The sequence below is a fragment of the Paenibacillus sp. A3 genome (assembly GCF_001399685.1).
GTDB lineage: Bacteria > Bacillota > Bacilli > Paenibacillales > NBRC-103111 > Paenibacillus_G.
Map to the genome: position 1 here is coordinate 17,868 of NZ_JTHN01000047.1, position 17,145 is coordinate 35,012.

Annotated in this window: 15 protein-coding genes; 2 read left to right on the plus strand and 13 right to left on the minus strand. The window is 56.3% G+C overall.

Annotation, left to right across the window (positions count from 1 at the left end; translation table 11 throughout):
* The first annotated feature begins 230 nt into the window (after nt 1-230).
* Nucleotides 231-878, plus strand: a complete 648-nt coding sequence (locus tag QJ48_RS07040; RefSeq protein ID WP_054972928.1) for an ANTAR domain-containing response regulator — start codon at nt 231-233, stop codon at nt 876-878.
* Nucleotides 879-888: 10 nt separating this feature from the next.
* Here QJ48_RS07040 and QJ48_RS07045 read toward each other — a convergent pair whose 3' ends face one another.
* Both QJ48_RS07045 and QJ48_RS07050 read right to left on the minus strand, forming a co-directional pair.
* A complete protein-coding gene (locus tag QJ48_RS07045) occupies nt 889-1,617 on the minus strand; it encodes an NAD-dependent protein deacylase (protein ID WP_054972929.1) in 729 nt (242 codons plus the stop codon).
* A gap of 24 nt (nt 1,618-1,641) precedes the next feature.
* The gene (locus QJ48_RS07050; RefSeq protein ID WP_054972930.1) at nt 1,642-2,631 is read right to left on the minus strand and encodes a Gfo/Idh/MocA family protein; all 990 of its coding nucleotides are present in this window, start codon (nt 2,629-2,631) and stop codon (nt 1,642-1,644) included.
* Nucleotides 2,632-2,795: 164 nt separating this feature from the next.
* Here QJ48_RS07050 and QJ48_RS07055 point away from each other — a divergent pair, with 164 nt between their 5' ends.
* Nucleotides 2,796-3,182, plus strand: coding sequence for a hypothetical protein (locus tag QJ48_RS07055; RefSeq protein ID WP_054972931.1), 387 nt, complete (start codon nt 2,796-2,798; stop codon nt 3,180-3,182).
* A gap of 58 nt (nt 3,183-3,240) precedes the next feature.
* Here the strand turns inward: QJ48_RS07055 and QJ48_RS07060 are convergent, their stop codons facing one another.
* The 11 genes from QJ48_RS07060 to QJ48_RS37375 all read right to left on the minus strand — a co-directional run bounded on the left by QJ48_RS07060 (nt 3,241) and on the right by QJ48_RS37375 (nt 17,141).
* Nucleotides 3,241-4,137 carry an alpha/beta hydrolase gene (locus QJ48_RS07060; RefSeq protein ID WP_054972932.1) on the minus strand — a complete coding sequence of 299 codons (897 nt, stop codon included), beginning with the start codon at nt 4,135-4,137 and terminating at the stop codon, nt 3,241-3,243.
* Between the two features lie 241 nt (nt 4,138-4,378).
* Entirely contained in the window at nt 4,379-4,828 is a 450-nt protein-coding gene (locus QJ48_RS07065) for an Rrf2 family transcriptional regulator (RefSeq protein WP_054972933.1), read from the minus strand.
* Nucleotides 4,829-4,990: 162 nt separating this feature from the next.
* On the minus strand, nt 4,991-5,746 hold the full coding sequence (locus QJ48_RS07070) for a YggS family pyridoxal phosphate-dependent enzyme (RefSeq protein WP_054972934.1): 756 nt from the start codon (nt 5,744-5,746) through the stop codon (nt 4,991-4,993).
* Nucleotides 5,747-5,772: 26 nt separating this feature from the next.
* Entirely contained in the window at nt 5,773-7,506 is a 1,734-nt protein-coding gene (locus tag QJ48_RS07075; RefSeq protein ID WP_054972935.1) for an ABC transporter ATP-binding protein, read from the minus strand.
* The gene (locus QJ48_RS07080; RefSeq protein ID WP_054972936.1) at nt 7,466-9,304 is read right to left on the minus strand and encodes an ABC transporter ATP-binding protein; all 1,839 of its coding nucleotides are present in this window, start codon (nt 9,302-9,304) and stop codon (nt 7,466-7,468) included. The genes QJ48_RS07075 and QJ48_RS07080 overlap by 41 nt, the downstream gene beginning before the upstream one ends.
* Before the next feature lie 14 nt (nt 9,305-9,318).
* A complete protein-coding gene (locus QJ48_RS07085) occupies nt 9,319-9,873 on the minus strand; it encodes a GNAT family N-acetyltransferase (RefSeq protein ID WP_054972937.1) in 555 nt (184 codons plus the stop codon).
* A gap of 35 nt (nt 9,874-9,908) precedes the next feature.
* Entirely contained in the window at nt 9,909-10,631 is a 723-nt protein-coding gene (locus QJ48_RS07090; protein ID WP_054972938.1) for a class I SAM-dependent methyltransferase, read from the minus strand.
* Between the two features lie 13 nt (nt 10,632-10,644).
* The gene (locus QJ48_RS07095; protein ID WP_054972939.1) at nt 10,645-13,800 is read right to left on the minus strand and encodes an amino acid adenylation domain-containing protein; all 3,156 of its coding nucleotides are present in this window, start codon (nt 13,798-13,800) and stop codon (nt 10,645-10,647) included.
* A gap of 23 nt (nt 13,801-13,823) precedes the next feature.
* Entirely contained in the window at nt 13,824-14,939 is a 1,116-nt protein-coding gene (locus QJ48_RS07100) for a DegT/DnrJ/EryC1/StrS aminotransferase family protein (RefSeq protein WP_054972940.1), read from the minus strand.
* Nucleotides 14,933-16,027, minus strand: coding sequence for a GNAT family N-acetyltransferase (locus tag QJ48_RS07105; protein ID WP_054972941.1), 1,095 nt, complete (start codon nt 16,025-16,027; stop codon nt 14,933-14,935). Before QJ48_RS07105 ends, QJ48_RS07100 begins: the two co-directional genes overlap by 7 nt.
* Complete coding sequence (locus QJ48_RS37375; protein WP_054972942.1) at nt 16,008-17,141, minus strand: hypothetical protein; 1,134 nt, start codon at nt 17,139-17,141, stop codon at nt 16,008-16,010. Before QJ48_RS37375 ends, QJ48_RS07105 begins: the two co-directional genes overlap by 20 nt.
* Nucleotides 17,142-17,145: the final 4 nt, after the last annotated feature.

The window sequence follows — 17,145 nt, forward strand, 5'->3', positions numbered from 1 at the left end:
AAGGATTGACACGCCGTTGTGTCAAGAAGAACCGGGTAAGCTTTATGGAGTTATTATAATTTCATCGATCCAAATTGTCAATAAACATGACATAAAATTCGCGTTACAGCTATAAAAATAACGATATCGACAAATTAAATAATTTCGTGTTATATTTAATGTTATATTAAATAACATACACCGTTATAAAAATGCTGTAAGTCGGATTAAAACCTTGATGGGGGTATTTTATGTTACGCTCCTTTTTACTCATCGACGGCTTTGAACCGGAGCCCTCTTCCTCTCCATCGTCCGCTGAACCCGGCCCGCCCTCCGGTCCTTCCGGCTTGGAAGCGACAGCCGCAACGATATTGCAAGATCTCGGCTTTCGCGTTGAGACGGCTTCTTCCTTCCACGAAGTTCAGTTTCTGGCCGCCAAAGCCGATGCCGTGCTCTTATCCGTCGTCCCCCAACAAGTCGAGCCGTGGCGCCAAAAAATTGCCGCCGTACGCAGCCTTCCTCTGCTGTGGTGGTGCGACCGCCGAACGTTTCCCAGCTACGAATGCAAGCTGCCTCCCGGCATCGACGGCATGCTTGGTCCCGGGATGAGCGCCTTGGAAATGCACTGCGCGCTGCTGCTTGGCTTCAATCAATATTGTCAGCGGACGGAATGGCAGCAGGAACGCGAGCAGCTTCTGTCCCGGCTGGAAGAACGGAAGTGGATCGATCAAGCGAAGCGGATTTTGTGCGAGATCAAAAGCATTTCGGAGGCGGAAGCCTACGAATTCCTGCGCAAGCAAGCCATGAACGAGCGCAAACGGATGTCCGACGTGGCCTCCTCCATCGTCAAGGTATACCAGTTGCTGCAGGACGGAAATCAGAGAGGCCGCAAGCGATAACCGCTTTCCTTTAAGACACCAAAGCTTTCAATACTTTCCCGATGGAATCGCGGATGACGTGAGTCGCCCGGCTGTCATATGGCGTGGAAGACTGGTTGATCAGAATCAGTTTGTCGCCGCCATATTCTCCGACCAGCGCGGCGGCCGGGTTGACGGTCAGCGACGTGCCGCCGACGATCAGTACGTCCGCTTCCGCAATATGCTTTCTTGCCTTCGACAGGATGTCCCAATCGAGGCTTTCTTCGTACAGCACAACGTCGGGCTTCACAATCCCTCCGCAGGCATCGCAGCGGGGAACCATCGTCTCGTCGCTCGTCACGTGATCGAGGTCAAAAAACTTGCCGCAGCCCATGCAGTAATTCCGGTGCACCGATCCGTGCAACTCCAGCACATGACGGCTGCCCGCCATCTGATGCAGCCCGTCGATGTTCTGGGTGACGACGGCCCGAAGCTTTCCCGTTTGCTCCAGCTGCGCCAGCACCTCGTGAGCCGCGTTCGGCTTGGCTTCCCTGTGGACCATGCACGCGCGGTAAAAGTCGAAAAACTCCGCCGTACGCTCCATAAAAAAACTGCGGCTCAGCATGACCTCGGGCGGAAAAGCATGCCGGGAAGCCGTCTGATACAGCCCCGTTGCCGAACGAAAATCGGGGATCTGACTCTCCGTCGAAGTCCCCGCTCCCCCGAAAAAGACAATATTTTTACTGTCCTCAATCCATGATTTGATCTCTTCAACCGCCATACCCGGTCCTCCTTGATTACTGATTCACACCGCTCCATCCGCCGGAAAACGGAGCCCGATCTGCTTGCGGGCCTCGTCCATGATCGAGATTGCAGTCAGCGAATTGGCGTGCGAATTCGTTGCAGACTCCAGCCTTCCGGCTTGCAGTACGTCAATAAATTCCTGCACTTCATAATACATCGATTTGCTGCTCAGCGGACGGGTCAGCACCTCGACCGAACCGTCGCGGTAACGGATTTCCACATGTTCCGGCTGATTGATTTTGTCGATGACGAGGGTGCCGTGCTCGCCTTGAATTTCCGTCGGCGCGTACGAATTGACAATCTTGGAATGCGTCAGCACCGCTTCCATCTGCCCGTAGCTTAGCAGCAGGCTTCCCTGCCCGTCCACGCCGGAGTCAAGCAGCAGCCCGTTCGCCTGAACGCGGTCCGGCTGGCCGAACAGCACGACCATCGGATAAATGCAGTACACGCCCAGATCCATCAGCGACCCGTTGGACAGGGCGGGATTAAACGCATTCAGCACCGTCCCCTGCTTATAGGCGTCGTAACGGGAGGAGTATTGACCGTAGCTTGCCGCATAGCGGCGGACCGGGCCGATTTTGGACAAATGCTCCTGAACGGCGCGGAAATTCGGCATCAGCGTCGATTTTAACGCCTCCATCAGCAGTACCCGGTTCGCTTTCGCCGCGGCGATCATCTCCATCACTTCGGTCCGGTTGGAAGCCAGCGGCTTCTCGCAGAGCACATGCTTCCCGTGATTCATCAGCAGCACGGCCTGCTTCGCATGGAAAGCGTTCGGGCTGGCGAGATAGACGGCATCGAACGCATCGCTCCGCGCCATCGCCTCGAGGTCCGTGAACTTGTGCGGGATTTCGAATTTGGCCGCGAAGGCTTCGGCCTTCTCTTCCGTCCGCGAATAAACCGCCGTTAAGGCAAACGCCTCGCATTCCCGCGCCGCGCGAATAAACTCTTCCGTAATCCAGTTCGTTCCGATGACTGCAAATCGTATCATGTTTCATTTCCTCTCGTTGTGTAATCTGTCGTCATGCCTATCCTTCTATTGTATAGGAGGAGAGCGTAAGAGGCCAACTGAAATTTCCAGATTCCCGCATTGAACGGATAGATGTACAAAATTAGGGTAAAATATCCATTAAAATCTTATCTTAAGGAGCCGCCATGATCAGCAATCGCGAACTGAAGGGACAAATCGAAGAATTAACCGAGCAAAACCAGTTTCTAAGCGACGAGCTTCAGCAGATCAAAAGCTTGCTCGAAAGCCAGTCCAACAACCAAAACCAAAGCTCGAATCAAGGCCAGAGCATCCAAGGATCGGGGCAAACCAACAATCCGCTGTTCGATATGGCCAACGATTTCATTCAGCTCAAAAAGCTGACGAGCGACCTGCAGACCAAGATGCAGGAATATGCTTCCAAACAAACCCGCGGCTCGCGGTTAACGGACGAGGATGTCATCAATCTGATCATCAATATGATGAACGGGATGATCGATTGGACCATCGATTTCGTGTCCAAACAGAATCAAGCGCAAGGGCAGATGCAGTAAGCAAAAAAAGACAAAAGGGCCCCTCCTGTCGGGAGAGCCCTTTATCCGCGTTTCGCCATTATACCGGGTTCTTTTTCAAATGGGTATGAAAGAACGATTTCACCACGTCCAGCGTATGCGGCTGGGTAAAGCCGATATGCCCGACACCGTTTACTTTATACATGGTGGTGTCATTATGACCTGCTTGCTTCAGCGCCTGAAACAGCTCGACGCTTTGCTCGTAGGGAACGACGTCGTCCTGATCCCCGTGCATGATTAGAATCGGCGGCGCATCGGCGCGCACATATTCGATAGGGCTTGCTTTTCTCGATTTTTCTTTGTTTTCCTGAATCGCCCCGCCAACCAACTTGGATTCCGGCGAATGGGGAGAATCGTGATCGAAGACGGACGGATACCGGCTCATCGAAAGCAAATTCGTAGGCCCGAACCAATCTACAACCGCCTGGACGCTGCTGGATTCGTAAAGATATTCCCTGTCCCCTTCAAACGCTTCCTCACCTTCGGCCAACCCCAGCAAAAGAGCCAGATGTCCACCCGACGAATCGCCCCACACGCCTACCCGCCGCGGATCGATGTTGTATTGGGAGGCATGGGCTTTCAGGAACCGCACCGCGGTTCTGACATCCTGGATTTGCGCCGGAAAAATCGCCTCCCCGCTCCCTCGGTACTGCACGCTTGCCACGACGTACCCCAGCTTCGCAAATTCGGCCAGCTGCGGCACGAAGGCGAACGTATCCTGCTCGGACCACCCCCATCCGCAGCCTTGCAAATAAATAATCAGGGGATACGTCTCTTGGTTCCCTTCCCGGTGAAACAAAGCGTCCATAGGGTTCCGATACACCAGCAAATTCAAGGTCAACGACCGGCCCTCGACGTTGGAAAACTCGATATTCGGAATCAATTGAACATAGGAATTGACGTTTTGCTCCCACGGGAGCTCTTTAATTTCGGTCATGGGACTTCCTCCTCTTGGTATGTAATATTCCGTAAAGTGTTTGTTCCGGGAATTACTTCATTTTCCTCACCTCCCTTCCAGGGGTGGAACCGGGAATACTGCATCCGGACAGCGTCGTTCTTTTTTTGGCAGCCTCGTTGTAAATAAAATACTTACAACAAAGAGGCGACTTGGTCTACGATAACCTTAGCCCATAGTTCATACCGTTGTAAGCACTTCACTTACAACCCATTCAAAAAAATTATGCTTCCTGAGAAGCCTGAGCAGCATTCTTTTTTTGAACAAGGAGCTCGGTTAATTCTTGGATAGAAACTTCTTTCAAGATGCTCTCCATGGCCGTTTGAGCCTTCAACAAAATAATCTCGAGAACCCGGTGAATGTTCGCTCCGACCCAGCAATCCGGATTCGGATTTTCGTGGGTATGGAAAAGCTCGCCCTCCTCAACGACCTCGACGGCTTTATACACGTCATATAAGGAAATCGCCCCGGCTTCTTTCAGCAGATAAGCTCCGCCCGATCCCCGCTTCACGTCAATCAACCCGGATTTTTTCAATAATCTGCTGATTTGACGGATAAACACGGGATTCGTGTTGACGCTGTCGGCGATTTGTTCGGAAGTAAGCTGGTCTGCACGGACATGGATTAGGGACAACATATGAACGGCAATCGTAAAGCGGCTGCTTATTTTCATGGTTCCACCCTTTCGTTGTAAACATTATACTTACAACTAAACAAAAGGTCAACTTTTTCCCGGAGCTTTCGTTCACTAAAAAGAAGCGGCGGCTTGTCACTTTTGCACCAATAAAAAGTGCGGCACACCGGATTGAACGTCCATTGTGCCGCATTCTCCGCCCTACAGTCCGCGTGACCCGGCGTCAGCCGCACCGCCCGATGTAACGCCAACCGGACGAATCCCGTTATTTCCCTCTGGTCTTCCTAAAAGTACCGAGCCCAATCGAAGCCAAGTCGCCCCTTCTTCGACCGCCACCTCGAAATCGTTGGACATCCCCATCGAAAGACCGCCGACCTCGTACTTCAGAATGCTTAGCGCATTCAGGTCGTCGCGCAATTCCCGCAGCCTTTTAAAGACCGGGCGTGTCGCCTCCGGGTCCGCTTCGTGCGGGGCCATCGTCATCAGTCCGGCGATCCGAATGTGCTCCATGCCGGCAATTTCCTCCGCGAACGTAAACAAGCTTTCCGGCGGCAGCCCCTGCTTGGTCTGCTCCCCGGAAACGTTGACTTGAATAAAGCAGTTGACGACGGTTTGGAGCGCCGCGGCTTTTTTCTCGATTTCTTCCGCCAATGCCAAGCGGTCCAAGGAGTGGATATAAGCGAATTTGCCGACGGCATCCTTCACCTTATTCGTTTGCAAATGTCCGATAAAATGCCACGTCCCCGTCGCGCGAAGGGCCTGCCATTTATCTCGGGCATCCTGCCAGCGGCTTTCGCCGACATGGGAGACGCCGAGCTGCAAAATCCGCTCCGTCACTTCCAGCGTCGTATATTTCGTTATGGCAATAATCCGCAATTCCTCCGGGCTTCTTCCGGAGCGCCGGCAGGCTTCTTGAATGCGATGCCGGACGGCGGTCAAACGGTCCTGTAAATCCAACGTGTATCCCTCCCCTTATGCGGCGGCTAGATGGAAAGCCTTGCCGACGCGCGATGCTGAGCGGCCACCAGCCTCTGGTACCCCTTGTGAACCCTCAGCAATTCCTCGTGCTTCCCTTGTCCGGCAATGTGCCCTTTGTCCAGCACGAAGATGACATCGGCATTTTTGACGGTCGACAGCCGGTGGGCAATGACAATGGTCGTCTTGCCCCGCCTGGCTTCGTCCAAATTTTGCTGCACCTCGTATTCCGTCTCCACATCCAGGGCGGAGGTCGCTTCGTCGAGAATTAAAATTTCCGGCTCTTTCAGCAAAATCCGGGCCAGAGCCAAGCGCTGACGCTGGCCGCCCGACAGGCTGATCCCTCGTTCCCCGATCGTCGTGTCATAGCCGTTCGGCAGGCTGGTCACAAATTCGTGAATGCAGGCGATCCGACAAGCGCGCACCAGTTGGCTTTCCGGTACATGCTCCATGCCCAACTGCAAATTATGCCGGATGCTGCCGGGAAAAAAATAAGGCTCCTGAAAGACGATTCCAACTTTATCCAGCCAATCCTTTCTTCGGACCGCCGTAAGCTGCCGGTCGTTGACGGTAACCCTTCCTTCGCACGGATCGTAGAAACGGATCAGCAATTTGGCGATCGTCGACTTGCCGCTGCCGCTTTCCCCGACAAAGGCAATTTTCCGGCCTGCCGGCAGCTCCAGGCTGATCCGGTGCAAAATCCGTTTGCCCGCGTCCCCGTAATCGAACGAAACGTGATGGAAGCCGATGCGGCGGACTTCGTCCCGAAACGGCAGCGCTCCGTCCGCCTCTCCCTCCGCCTCCGTGACTTGGCGAATCCGTTCCACCGACGACAAATAACCGGACACATTCATAGACAAATCGTACATTTGCTGCACGGTATCCATCAATTGACGGGCATACTGATAGGTCACGACAAACATCCCGAGCGAAAGCTTTCCCTGCAGGACCAGCAGGCCCCCGTACCCGAGCACAAGCAAATTCGCTGCCCATTTGAACGGATCGCAGGCCAGCAGCTGCCGATTCAGCAGCTTGGTTTGCCGCAGGACGCTGGCAAAATACCGGTTGAACCGGTCGTTGAACCGGTCGCGCTCCCACGATTGCCGGTCGTTCGCGATGACTTCCCGGGTCGAGGATACCGATTCTTCGAGATGCACCAGCAGCTCGGCTTTTCCGGCATTGACTTCGTCGGCAGCCCGCTTGCGCAAACGGGCGAACCGCCTGCCGAGCACCAAATAAAGACAGCTCAGCCCGCCGGTCGCCAGCAGCAGGAACGGACTGGCGAAGCCGATGATGACGGTAAGAATAACGATTGTAGTCAGCTGCTGGATCAGCTTCGGGATATCGCTCCCTGCCGTATGGGCGGCCTGAAAAATATCCGTCGTCAACCGGTAGACGTAATCGGCCGTCCGTTCCTGCTGCCACCGCAGCATCGGAATTCGCTCCATAAACGCCAAAAATTCGCGGTACATGCCGGACCGCAACGCCGTGATGTTCCTTTGCACGAGATAAGGAACAAGTGTAAACAACAGCGAATAGACGGCATATGCCCCAATGACCGCTGCGATCAGCGATCCGAACAGATGATACTGTTGCCCAAGAAACACGTCGTCGATCATGACCTTCTGCATCGCGATCGTCGCAAGGAGCGCCGCCCCTTCCGCCATCATGAGGACAATGCAGGCCAAGACTTTCCATTTTCTAAGCGCGATATGTCCCAGTATCCATTTCCAATTGGCCATGAACATCCTCCGCCGCATTCCAGGTTCCGCCGGCAGCCATCCGGTAAAAGCTCCCGCCCAGCCGCAGCAATTGCTCGAAGCTGCCCGCCTCCGCCACCGCTCCGTCTTGGATCACGCAGATTACGTCGTACTCCTTGATCGTCGATAATTTATGAGCCACTGTAATGATCGTTCTGCCCTTCATCAGGCTGCTGATGGCTTGCTGTACCTTGATATCGTTGATCGTATCGAGCGCGGAGGTCGCTTCGTCCAGGATCAGGACTGCCGGATTTTTCAGAAACAGCCGGGCCAGCGCGACGCGCTGCTTCTGTCCGCCCGACAAGAGGACGGCCCGCTCGCCCACAATCGTATCGTAGCCCTGCGGGAGCTCCATAATAAACTCGTGGGCGTTGGCGGCTTTCGCGGCGTCGATCATTTCCTCGTCTGCTGCCTCCGGCCGGCCGAAGCGGATATTTTCCCTCACCGTTGTCCCGAACAAATAGGGCTCTTGGAACACGAACCCCATCGTCTGCCTCAACTGGGCCAAGGACAGCCGGGGGAGTGGAACCCCGTCCAGGGTGACCGTTCCCCGCTGCGGGTCGTAAAATCTCCCGATCAGCTTCAGGATCGTCGATTTGCCGCAGCCGCTCGCCCCGACCAAAGCGACCCGTTTTCCCGGCTTGATCGTCAGGTTCAGCCCCTGAAGCAGAGCGCTTCCCGGTTCGTACCCGAACTCCACGTCCTCCAGACGGATTTCGCCCTTCACGTCCGGAAGGAACACAGGCTGCGCATCTTCCTTGACGGCGGGCTCCTGCTCCATAAACGCGTACAGCCGGGCGGCTTGATGCACCAGAATGCGCTGCTCCGTAAAATTCGAAATCAGCGCGGTCAGCGTCTGCATGCCGGAGAAAAAGTACATCATAAACACGGTAAACTCCCCGACCGTCAGGCTGCCGGACCGATGCAGCACAAAGCCGCAGGCAAAAATAGCGATGCCGCCCGCATATAACGTCATCTTGCGGTTGGCTCCCCGCAAATTCGCGTACCAAAGATGCTTCAGAGCGATGCGGCTGAACTCATTCAACCGGTCGATGACGAGGGACTGCCCCCAGCGGACGGTGGAAGACGCCCTCAGCTCCGGCAGGGCCGACAGCGCGTCGTATACGGTTTGGTTCAAGTGAACCCGATCGGCGGCCATTTGCTGCCCGGCCATGGACGCTTTCGTTTCCAGATAAGGTCCGAAGACGTAATAAAGCAGCAGGCAAGGAATCGCGAGCAGCGTAAGCTCCCAGCTCGTGTGCAGCATAAGGGCAACCGCCACGGCCGAAAAAACGATTTCGTGCAGCAGCCACGGAATCGCCTGCCGGTACATGTTTTGCACCGCCGCCACTTCCGTATTCAGCAGCGATAACGTTTCGCCCGCCGGGTGATGCTCGAAATACGCGAAGCCAAGCTTGCGCATATGGTCGATCACCGCATACTGCATGTCCCGGGCGGCCCGCTCCTGCAGCGAATTTTGCGTCACGTTTTGAAGCACCCTCCCGGCGAACAGAAACGTCACCAGCAGAGCGATCGCGCCCAAATAGCCGTAAAAATAAACCGGGTCGGACATGGCATCGACACCGTCGATGAAATACTGGATCAGCTTGGCGACCAGCAGCTCGGATACCGAAATGACCGCGATGGCCAAAATCAATAGCGAGCAAGCGGCGCGGTAAGGCAGCATAAAAGACACAATCCAGAAGTAGACCCGGCGCATGCGGTTCGATTGAGCCCGGGGCCGCTCCGTACCTGCGCCTCTTGTCAGGTTAGTCCCCATGCGGTCCGTCTCCCTTAATCCGTCGTCCGAACCCGCTCGTTCACCTGAAAAATTTGAATCGGGCCGTCCCAATCGTCGGCGCGCACTTCCTCATAATTCCCTTGGGTAAACTCGTGAATCGCCTTGCGCCAAAAGACGTGGGCCGGTTTGTTATCGCCTTCCTGCCTGATTTCCCACGCTCCCTTAAAATGGCGGAAAATTTGGCAGGCCGCCTCCCGTCCGATCCCCTGCCTTCTCCATTTTTTCAATACGAAAAACTCCGCGATACTGTAAGTATCGTCCCCCGGCCGCAAATAAACGGTATAATTGTTGATGAAAATAAAGCCCGCCAAGCTGCCGTTCACGGTCAGCAGCAGCGGCAGCCGCTTGTCCTGCTTGCGCCCTTCCTCCGTCCAGTAATGGTCCAAAAACGGATAATCGAAATAACCGTGTTCGTCCGGGTCCTCCCCGGTATAATCCGTCGATTCGTATTGGTAGAGCTGCATCAGATTGCGGATCACCGGCTTATCCGCCATGCCCGCTTCCCTGATTTCCACGTCATGGCCGTTCATATTCGTCCGGATATTCATCTTGGCTTCGCCTCCTCTGTTCTGTCCCTGCGGGGTCATGCTTTCCGGTACAAGCCCGTCCACCAGCCGCGTTTGCCCTGCAGCTCGTCGGCGCGCTCGTCCTTGTACTCGTACAAGTCGATCTTTTCCAAGCCGTTGCGCGCCATGAGCTCCTCGATCTCGCTTTCCGAAAAATGGTGATAGGTCATTCCATGCTCGTGATTTTCATAAGAAACAAACGTAATCCCCCGGTCCTCGATCCGTTCGGCCGACAAAGGAATGTCCCGGGACGTCGAGCGCACTTTGAAAACAAAGTATCCTCCGGAGCGCAGCACTCTGGCGATCTCGCTCCATACCGTCTGCGCCGACGACCACGTATTGAACTGCAGGCAGAAGCTGGCCACCAGGCAGTCGAAGCGTTCCGCCTCGAAAGGCAGCCGGTAAAACCCGCCTTCCACGAGCCGAACCTCGACGCCCCGTTCCGAGGCGAGCTGCCGGGCGCTTTCCAGCGCAACCTTGGAAATGTCCAGCCCGGTGCAGCGGTGCGTCTTGGCCAGCTCCACCAGATTGATCCCCGGACCGCAACCGATTTCCAGCACCTCCAGACCTTCCGGCAGTTGGGCAAAATAATCCTGAAGAAACGGGGCGATCGTTTCCTCCGTGCCCGGCACCGAGCGCAGCTCGGATTCCGTTTTGGCCACGCTATCGTCCGTCCGGCGGCTGTATAAACGGTTCCATTGGTCTTTATTCGTCGCCATGAATTGATCTATGCTGCTCATCTGCAATTCCCCCCTATCGAACGAGACGGGTCTCGATCCGCTTCGATATGTCATGAATGCTGGTATGCTTGAACAAGTCCGTAATGGACAACACATTCGGATATTTTTTATTGATTTTGGCGTAAAACCGCATCAGCAGGATGGAATCGGCATCGCTGAACACCGGCTCGTGCGCCTCCGTTCCGGGCCGCCCGCCGGTCTCCTCCCACAGGACCAGCAGGTCCCGTTCGATGGCGGTCGGGGGAAGCCCGCTCCCGCCCTTTCCTGCGGCCGGGCGCGTATCCGGCGCGGGCAAAGCGCTGCGGTTGATTTTGCCGCTGGTCAGCATCGGAATGCGCTCAATCTGCATCATATGCGCCGGAATCATATAGGCCGGCAGCTCCAGCATCAGGAAGGCTTTCATGTGCTCGGCGTCCACCTTGCCGTCGGCCGTAAAATAAGCGCAAAGGTACTTCAATCCGTTAGGTGACGTAAGATCGACGACGGCCGCCTGTTTTACGGGCTCGTAGCGAAGAAGCGCCTGCTCGATTTCGTCCAGCTCGATCCGGTAGCCCTTGAGCTTGATCTGCCGGTCCACCCGGCCCAAAAACTCCAGGTTGCCTTCCTCGTTCCAGCGAGCCAAATCCCCGGTCTTGTACATGCTCGTTCCCGGCTCGAACGGATTGTCCACGAATTTCGCGCGGGTCAACTCCGCCCGGTTGACGTATCCTTGCGACAAGCCGCGTCCGGCGATGCACAATTCGCCCGGCAGACCGATCGGCATGAGCCGGTTATCCTTGCCGACCACGTAGCATTTCGTATTGGAAATCGGTTTGCCGATCAAAATTTCGCCGCATTCGGGAGTGAGCTCGTACACCGTCGTATTGACGCTGTTCTCCGTCGGACCGTACTCGTTAAACAACCGGCAGTTCGGCAGCGCGGCAAAATGGTTGGCCGCCAGTTTTAGCGATAGATTCTCTCCAGCCACGATGACGAGCTTCAAGCTGCCCATCTTCGGATAGGCATGCTCCAGCAGAATCGTATACAGCGTCGGAACCGTCGACAGCCTCGTCACTCGGCAGCTTTCGATCACGTCCCCGATATAGCCTGCGTCCAGCCGCTTCGCCTGCTCCAGAATCACGATGCTTGCCCCGACCAGCAGCGGCGAGAACGTATCCTGCACCGAATTGTCGAACGCGAACGAATCCATGATCAGCACGACTTCCGTGCCGTCATAGCGGTAATAATCAAAGTTCCAGCATAACGTGTTCATGATCGCCTTGTGCTGGATCATGACCCCTTTCGGCTTGCCCGTTGAGCCGGAGGTATAAATAATATAGGCGACATCCTCGCCCGTATGGAGGGGCGCTAAATCGGCACAATCTTCGGCAGCAGCGGCAGCGTCGTCCATCGCAAGCGTCAGCCCCGGGAACGGAACCTGCCCGTCCGACCCGGATCGCACAAGCAGCATGCGGGCGCCGCTGTCTTCGAGAATGAACCGGATGCGTTCCTCGGGATAGTCCGGGTCCAAAGGCAAATACGCGCCTCCGGCCTTCAGTACGGCCATGATCGCGACCATCATGTCGCTGGAGCGCTCCATATAAATGCCGACTACCGTGTTGGGGCCAATCCGCTCTCTTCTTAACCGCCGCGCCAGACCGTTGGCCCTTTCGTTCAATTCGCGGTAGGTCAGCCGGGTGTTCCGAAACATCACGGCGGTGTGTTCCGGCGTCAGGGCGGCTTGCCGCGCAAAGCGACCGGGAATCGTCCATTCGCCGTCAACAGCCGTATCCGTACGGTTGAATTCGGTGAGCAGTGTATTTCGTTCCCCGTCCGAAAGCATGTTCACTTCCGACAACGGCTGGTCCGCGCAGCCAATCATGTTCTCCAGGAGCCGCAGGTAATGGTCGAGCACCCGGCTCATGGTCGAAGCCTTGAACTTTACGGCGTCGTACGTCAGCTTCACCGACGGCTCGGAACCGTTGCGGAACGTCACGTTAACGGCATGCTCATAGCCTTCCTCCGCCTCATAGCCCGTGACCGCGAGCGTGCCTCCGGCCGGGCACGAATACATCGGCGTTTCGATCCGAAAGACCGAATCGATGATCGATTCGCCGGAAGGCAACGGGCAACAGGCTTTGATGTCGGCGGGCGAGTCGAAGGCATGGCCGGATAAATCGTGCACCTTCAAGGCGATGTCCTGCATAAAATCCAGGGCCGTTTCCGCATCGTCCACCACCGCGCGAAGCGGCAGCGTGTTGGTCGCGCAGGCGACGATCTCCTCGAACGGCTGCGGCCTTCCCGGCATGCGCACGCCGAACATCACGTCGGCGCTATCGCTGTAACACCGCAGCAGCACCGTCCATGCCGCATACAGTGCGGCGGCGGGGTCCAGACCGTGCTTCGCCGTGAAACGGGACAGCGCTTGCTGCAGCGAAAGGGGAACGGCCCGGGAGCTGCGCTTCCATAGTTCCGTTCCGTCCGATTGGGACGTTCCAATCCCGGATTCTGTCCCAAACGCGCCTATACGCTCGACGGGAAAATGATCCCGTGGCTCATAGCCCGCCAGCGCCCTTTTCCAATACGCCTTCGCTCGGTTGGTCCGCTGCGCCCGGAGGAAGGCATCGTATTGGCGGTACGGCGGCTTCGCCGCCAATGCCGCTCCGTCTCCCTGAACGACCGACTCGTAGGCCCGTAAAAATTCGTCCAAGATCCGTCCGTCACTGTCCTCGTCGGATACGAGGCGGTGAAAGGTCACAATCATCCGATACTGTCCCCGGCCCAGCGTGCAAAGCGATACGACGAACAGGGAACGGCTTAGATTCGCCTCGTTCCTGTCGGCGGCCCTTATGCAGCCGACGGCGCTTTCCTGTTCTTCTTCGGGCAGACCGGACAGATCGTGATCCTTCACGGGCGGTTTCCATGTCTTCATGATCCGAAGCGAGGGCGTCTCGTCCTCTTCCCACCGAATCACGGCTCTCAGCATCTCATTCCGCAGAGCCACCGTATCCCAGGCGCGGGCGAAGGCATCCTCGTTCAGTTCGCCGGTCAGACCGACCGTGATCTGATTCGTTTGCCTTCCCGCTTCGGATTGCTTGATCCAGTTGAACAACAGCCCTTCTTGGATAGGCGTTAAGGGAAACGTCTCTTGCACCTGCTCCTCGATTAACGTTAGTTTGTTTGCCGGCAACGAAAGTCCCTCCCTGCAACGGTTCATGCGCTCGAGTCGACTTTGTTGAGCAGACCGCAGATGCGCCGGATGCAGTCGCTTGTTATTTGCGCATGGGTATACAAAAACATCAGATTCCGCTCGACCTCGGCGAAATTCGGAAAGCCGCTTCCCGACTCGTCCGCAAGATGCGAGAGCCGGTTGGTGCGGTAATAATCCTGAAGAAATCGGGCCCGGTACAGCGGGCAAGGATGCGCTTCCTGGAACGGAAGCCCTTGCCGTCTTAATTCGTCCGCCAGCTGCCGGTAAGCTTCGGGCGTGACGGACAAATGCACGACAAACCGGTGCCACGACGATTCCCCTTCGATCAAGGGAAGCACGGGACGGACGGCGCCGGAATCCAGCTGCTCCCGATACATCCCGGCATGGCGCCTTCTCAGGTCCGACAGCTCCGCGATGCTCCGAAGCTGCCCGGCGATGATGCAGGCTTGCAGCTCGGACATTTGATAGTTGTATCCAAGCGTTTCGTGATACGGTGTGTGGCGAGCGCCCAGTTGAGCGAAGCAGAACGCCCGTTCGTACCATTCCTCATTCGCGGTAGCCAGAAGCCCTCCGCTGCCCGCCGAAATGATCTTTCCTTTATTGAAGGAGAAGACGGCCATGTCCCCATGCCGCCCTACCGGCTTGCCTTGAATCGTCGTGCTGTGAGCCTGGGCGCAATCCTCGATGACGCAGGCGTCCGGTATTCTAGCCCGGACGATTCGGGTCAGCAGCTCCATATTGGCCGGAATGCCGTGCTGATGCACGACGATCACCGCCCGGGTCCGGGAATGGGCGTCCAGCATGCGTTCCAGCGCCTGGGCATCCATATTGAGCGAAACGTCGGTGTCCACCAGCACGGGCAGCGCCCCGACGCTTAGAACGGCCATCGGCACGGAAGCGCAGACGTTCACGGGAAGGAGCACCGTATCCCCGGAGCCGATGCCGGCCGCCGCCAGCGCCGTATGCAATGCGGCCGTTCCCGAATCGACAGGCAGCACGTAGCGAAAGCCGTAATATTGCTGAAACAGCCGGCACATATCACCGATGTAATCCCGGGATAGCGGCGTATTCCTGCCGTAATGCTCGATAATTTCCAACACGGCCTCGCGGTTCAGCATAGCTCCACCGCAGACGGGGCGGCCACCGAATTTCGGGCGTTCTCGTCCTGCCTCTTGAGCGCCAAGCCTGCGGCCGAGTTGGCATATAGATGAACGGCGTACCGGTCGAAGTGGGCGTCGCTCCAAATCGTTTTGAATTGATCCTTGCTTCCCCACAGATCGATCATCCGAAAGCCTCGTTCAAAAAACTGCTTCGTCGTTTCCAAGCGCAAGATGACGCCGGGCGAGAACGAGGCGTACTTCACTTTGTAGCCCCATTTGATCGCCATCACCTTGCCCTCGAACAATAAATTATATTCAAAAGCGACCGGCTCCCGCTCGTTGACCAGCAGCCACAGCTCCGTCATGCCCCGTTTGGCGCCCTCTTCGGCCAACGTTTCGTAGAAGATATGCTGGCCTTCCCGCGATGACATATCGCTTTTCTCCTCGTACTTCCAGCTTTCGCAATCGATTTCCAGGAGCTGCTGAAACCCGCGCCGAATGTCCGTTTCCTTCGCGTACGACACAATGCGGAACGGCGAGAGCGCCTGCAGTTTGTCCGGCTTGTTGCGCAAGGCATTTTTAATCTTCTTTTTGCGCGTCAAGTAATAGCTTGAAAAATCGGTCCGGATCTCGACATAAGGGGACTCGTGGCTCTTATAAATAAAAAACGGCATCCCCTCGCCCTGCGCCCAATCCGTTAAAGCCGCAAAGCCATAGCAGGAGGCGTCGACCTCCTGAAACGAAACCTTCAGCAAATCGGCGTAGTTGCGGCGTAAATAAGCAAAGAAGCATTCCAGAACCGGGGCCTCCTCGCTTATCGTGCTGTACGGCACGATTTCGGTCAACACCTGCACCGCCGTTCCCCGGCAGCCTTCCCTGCTGACGGGCTTCGCGACAAAGGGAATCGCCGACACCAGCGTGTCGGCTTCCCACAGCGTCGCGACTCGGACATCGAAAAAGCCGGCGTACCTTTTCCAGCTCGCATAGGCCCATTCGTACGTCAGCGCCACATTCCTCGTTACCGCCTGTTCCAGCATGCGGTCCCAGGCCGTGCGTATCGCCAAAAAATCGCTAAATTTTTTCAGTTCAATAATGTGCAGCTTCATCCCTAACCCCCAACACCGTGGCGGCGATCCGATCCGCGCCGTCCGTACCTGTCTGATGGATGAAATCGCGCTGAAATTGCCCAATTTGGCGGTGAATACCGGCATCGTGAATCTGCGGATGAAGCAGCTGAAGGAACATCTTCGTCTGGGCGTCATCGTCAAAGAACGCCTCCATGCCGGACTGAACCGCCATGACCGCTTCTTTCTCCGGCATGTCCGGGTCGAGGCGGAAGCTTGAATCGAACAAGCTCCAGTTTAACAGCTCCACCGGGTACGACAGCCCGAACAAATAGTTCAAAATCAAATGCTGGCTGTAATTTTGCGGAGGCAAAAATACGGTCTCGATGCCCATGGCGTACGCCTCCAGCAGCGTGGTCAGACCCGGCGTCGTAATCAGCAGGGCCGAATCCGACAGCAGGCGCATGAACTCGTCATGAGGCAGAGATACGATCCGGTCCGCAAACCGGTATCCGCGCTGCCGCAGCTCGCCGGCGAACCGTTCGCCGCACACGACGACCACTTCGTCGAACGTGTCCCAACTGGCCTGCTCCAGCAGCTCCATCATCCGGTACGGGTAGCGGATTTGAGCGGAATCATTGAAAATATTTTCGATGCCTCCGAAATGAACGACCGCCCTTCGCTTGATCTTGGACTGCCGGGCCGGAATGTCGATAATTCCGCCCACGACAACAGGGTTTCGGATCGGCAGCTTGTTCGACCTTTGCTCGGCGATGAACGTGTTTTGCACAAAATAATGATCCGTTTGAAACAGCTCGGGAAACTCGTCGAAATGCCCCGTATCCCACATCCAGAACAACGAATCGATATAGCCCCGGCGGACACCGGCAGGGAGATGCTTGACGAACAACGGCTCCATCGCCGTAAGCGCGTAATCGAAGGAAGCGGACAGCCCGGCAAGCTGCCGGGCGCCCTCCTCCTCGTACAAGTCGAGGTGTACGGTGTCGCACACTTGCTCGCGCCGCATAAAATCATAGGCGATGCCGCTGCCGCAAAACATCAGCTCGGCGCCCCCGGCCTTTAATTTTTTGGCGACGGTCAAGATTTTGGAAACCGGGCCGTACCCGAAGGGCACGGCGTTCAAAAGGATCTTCATCCCG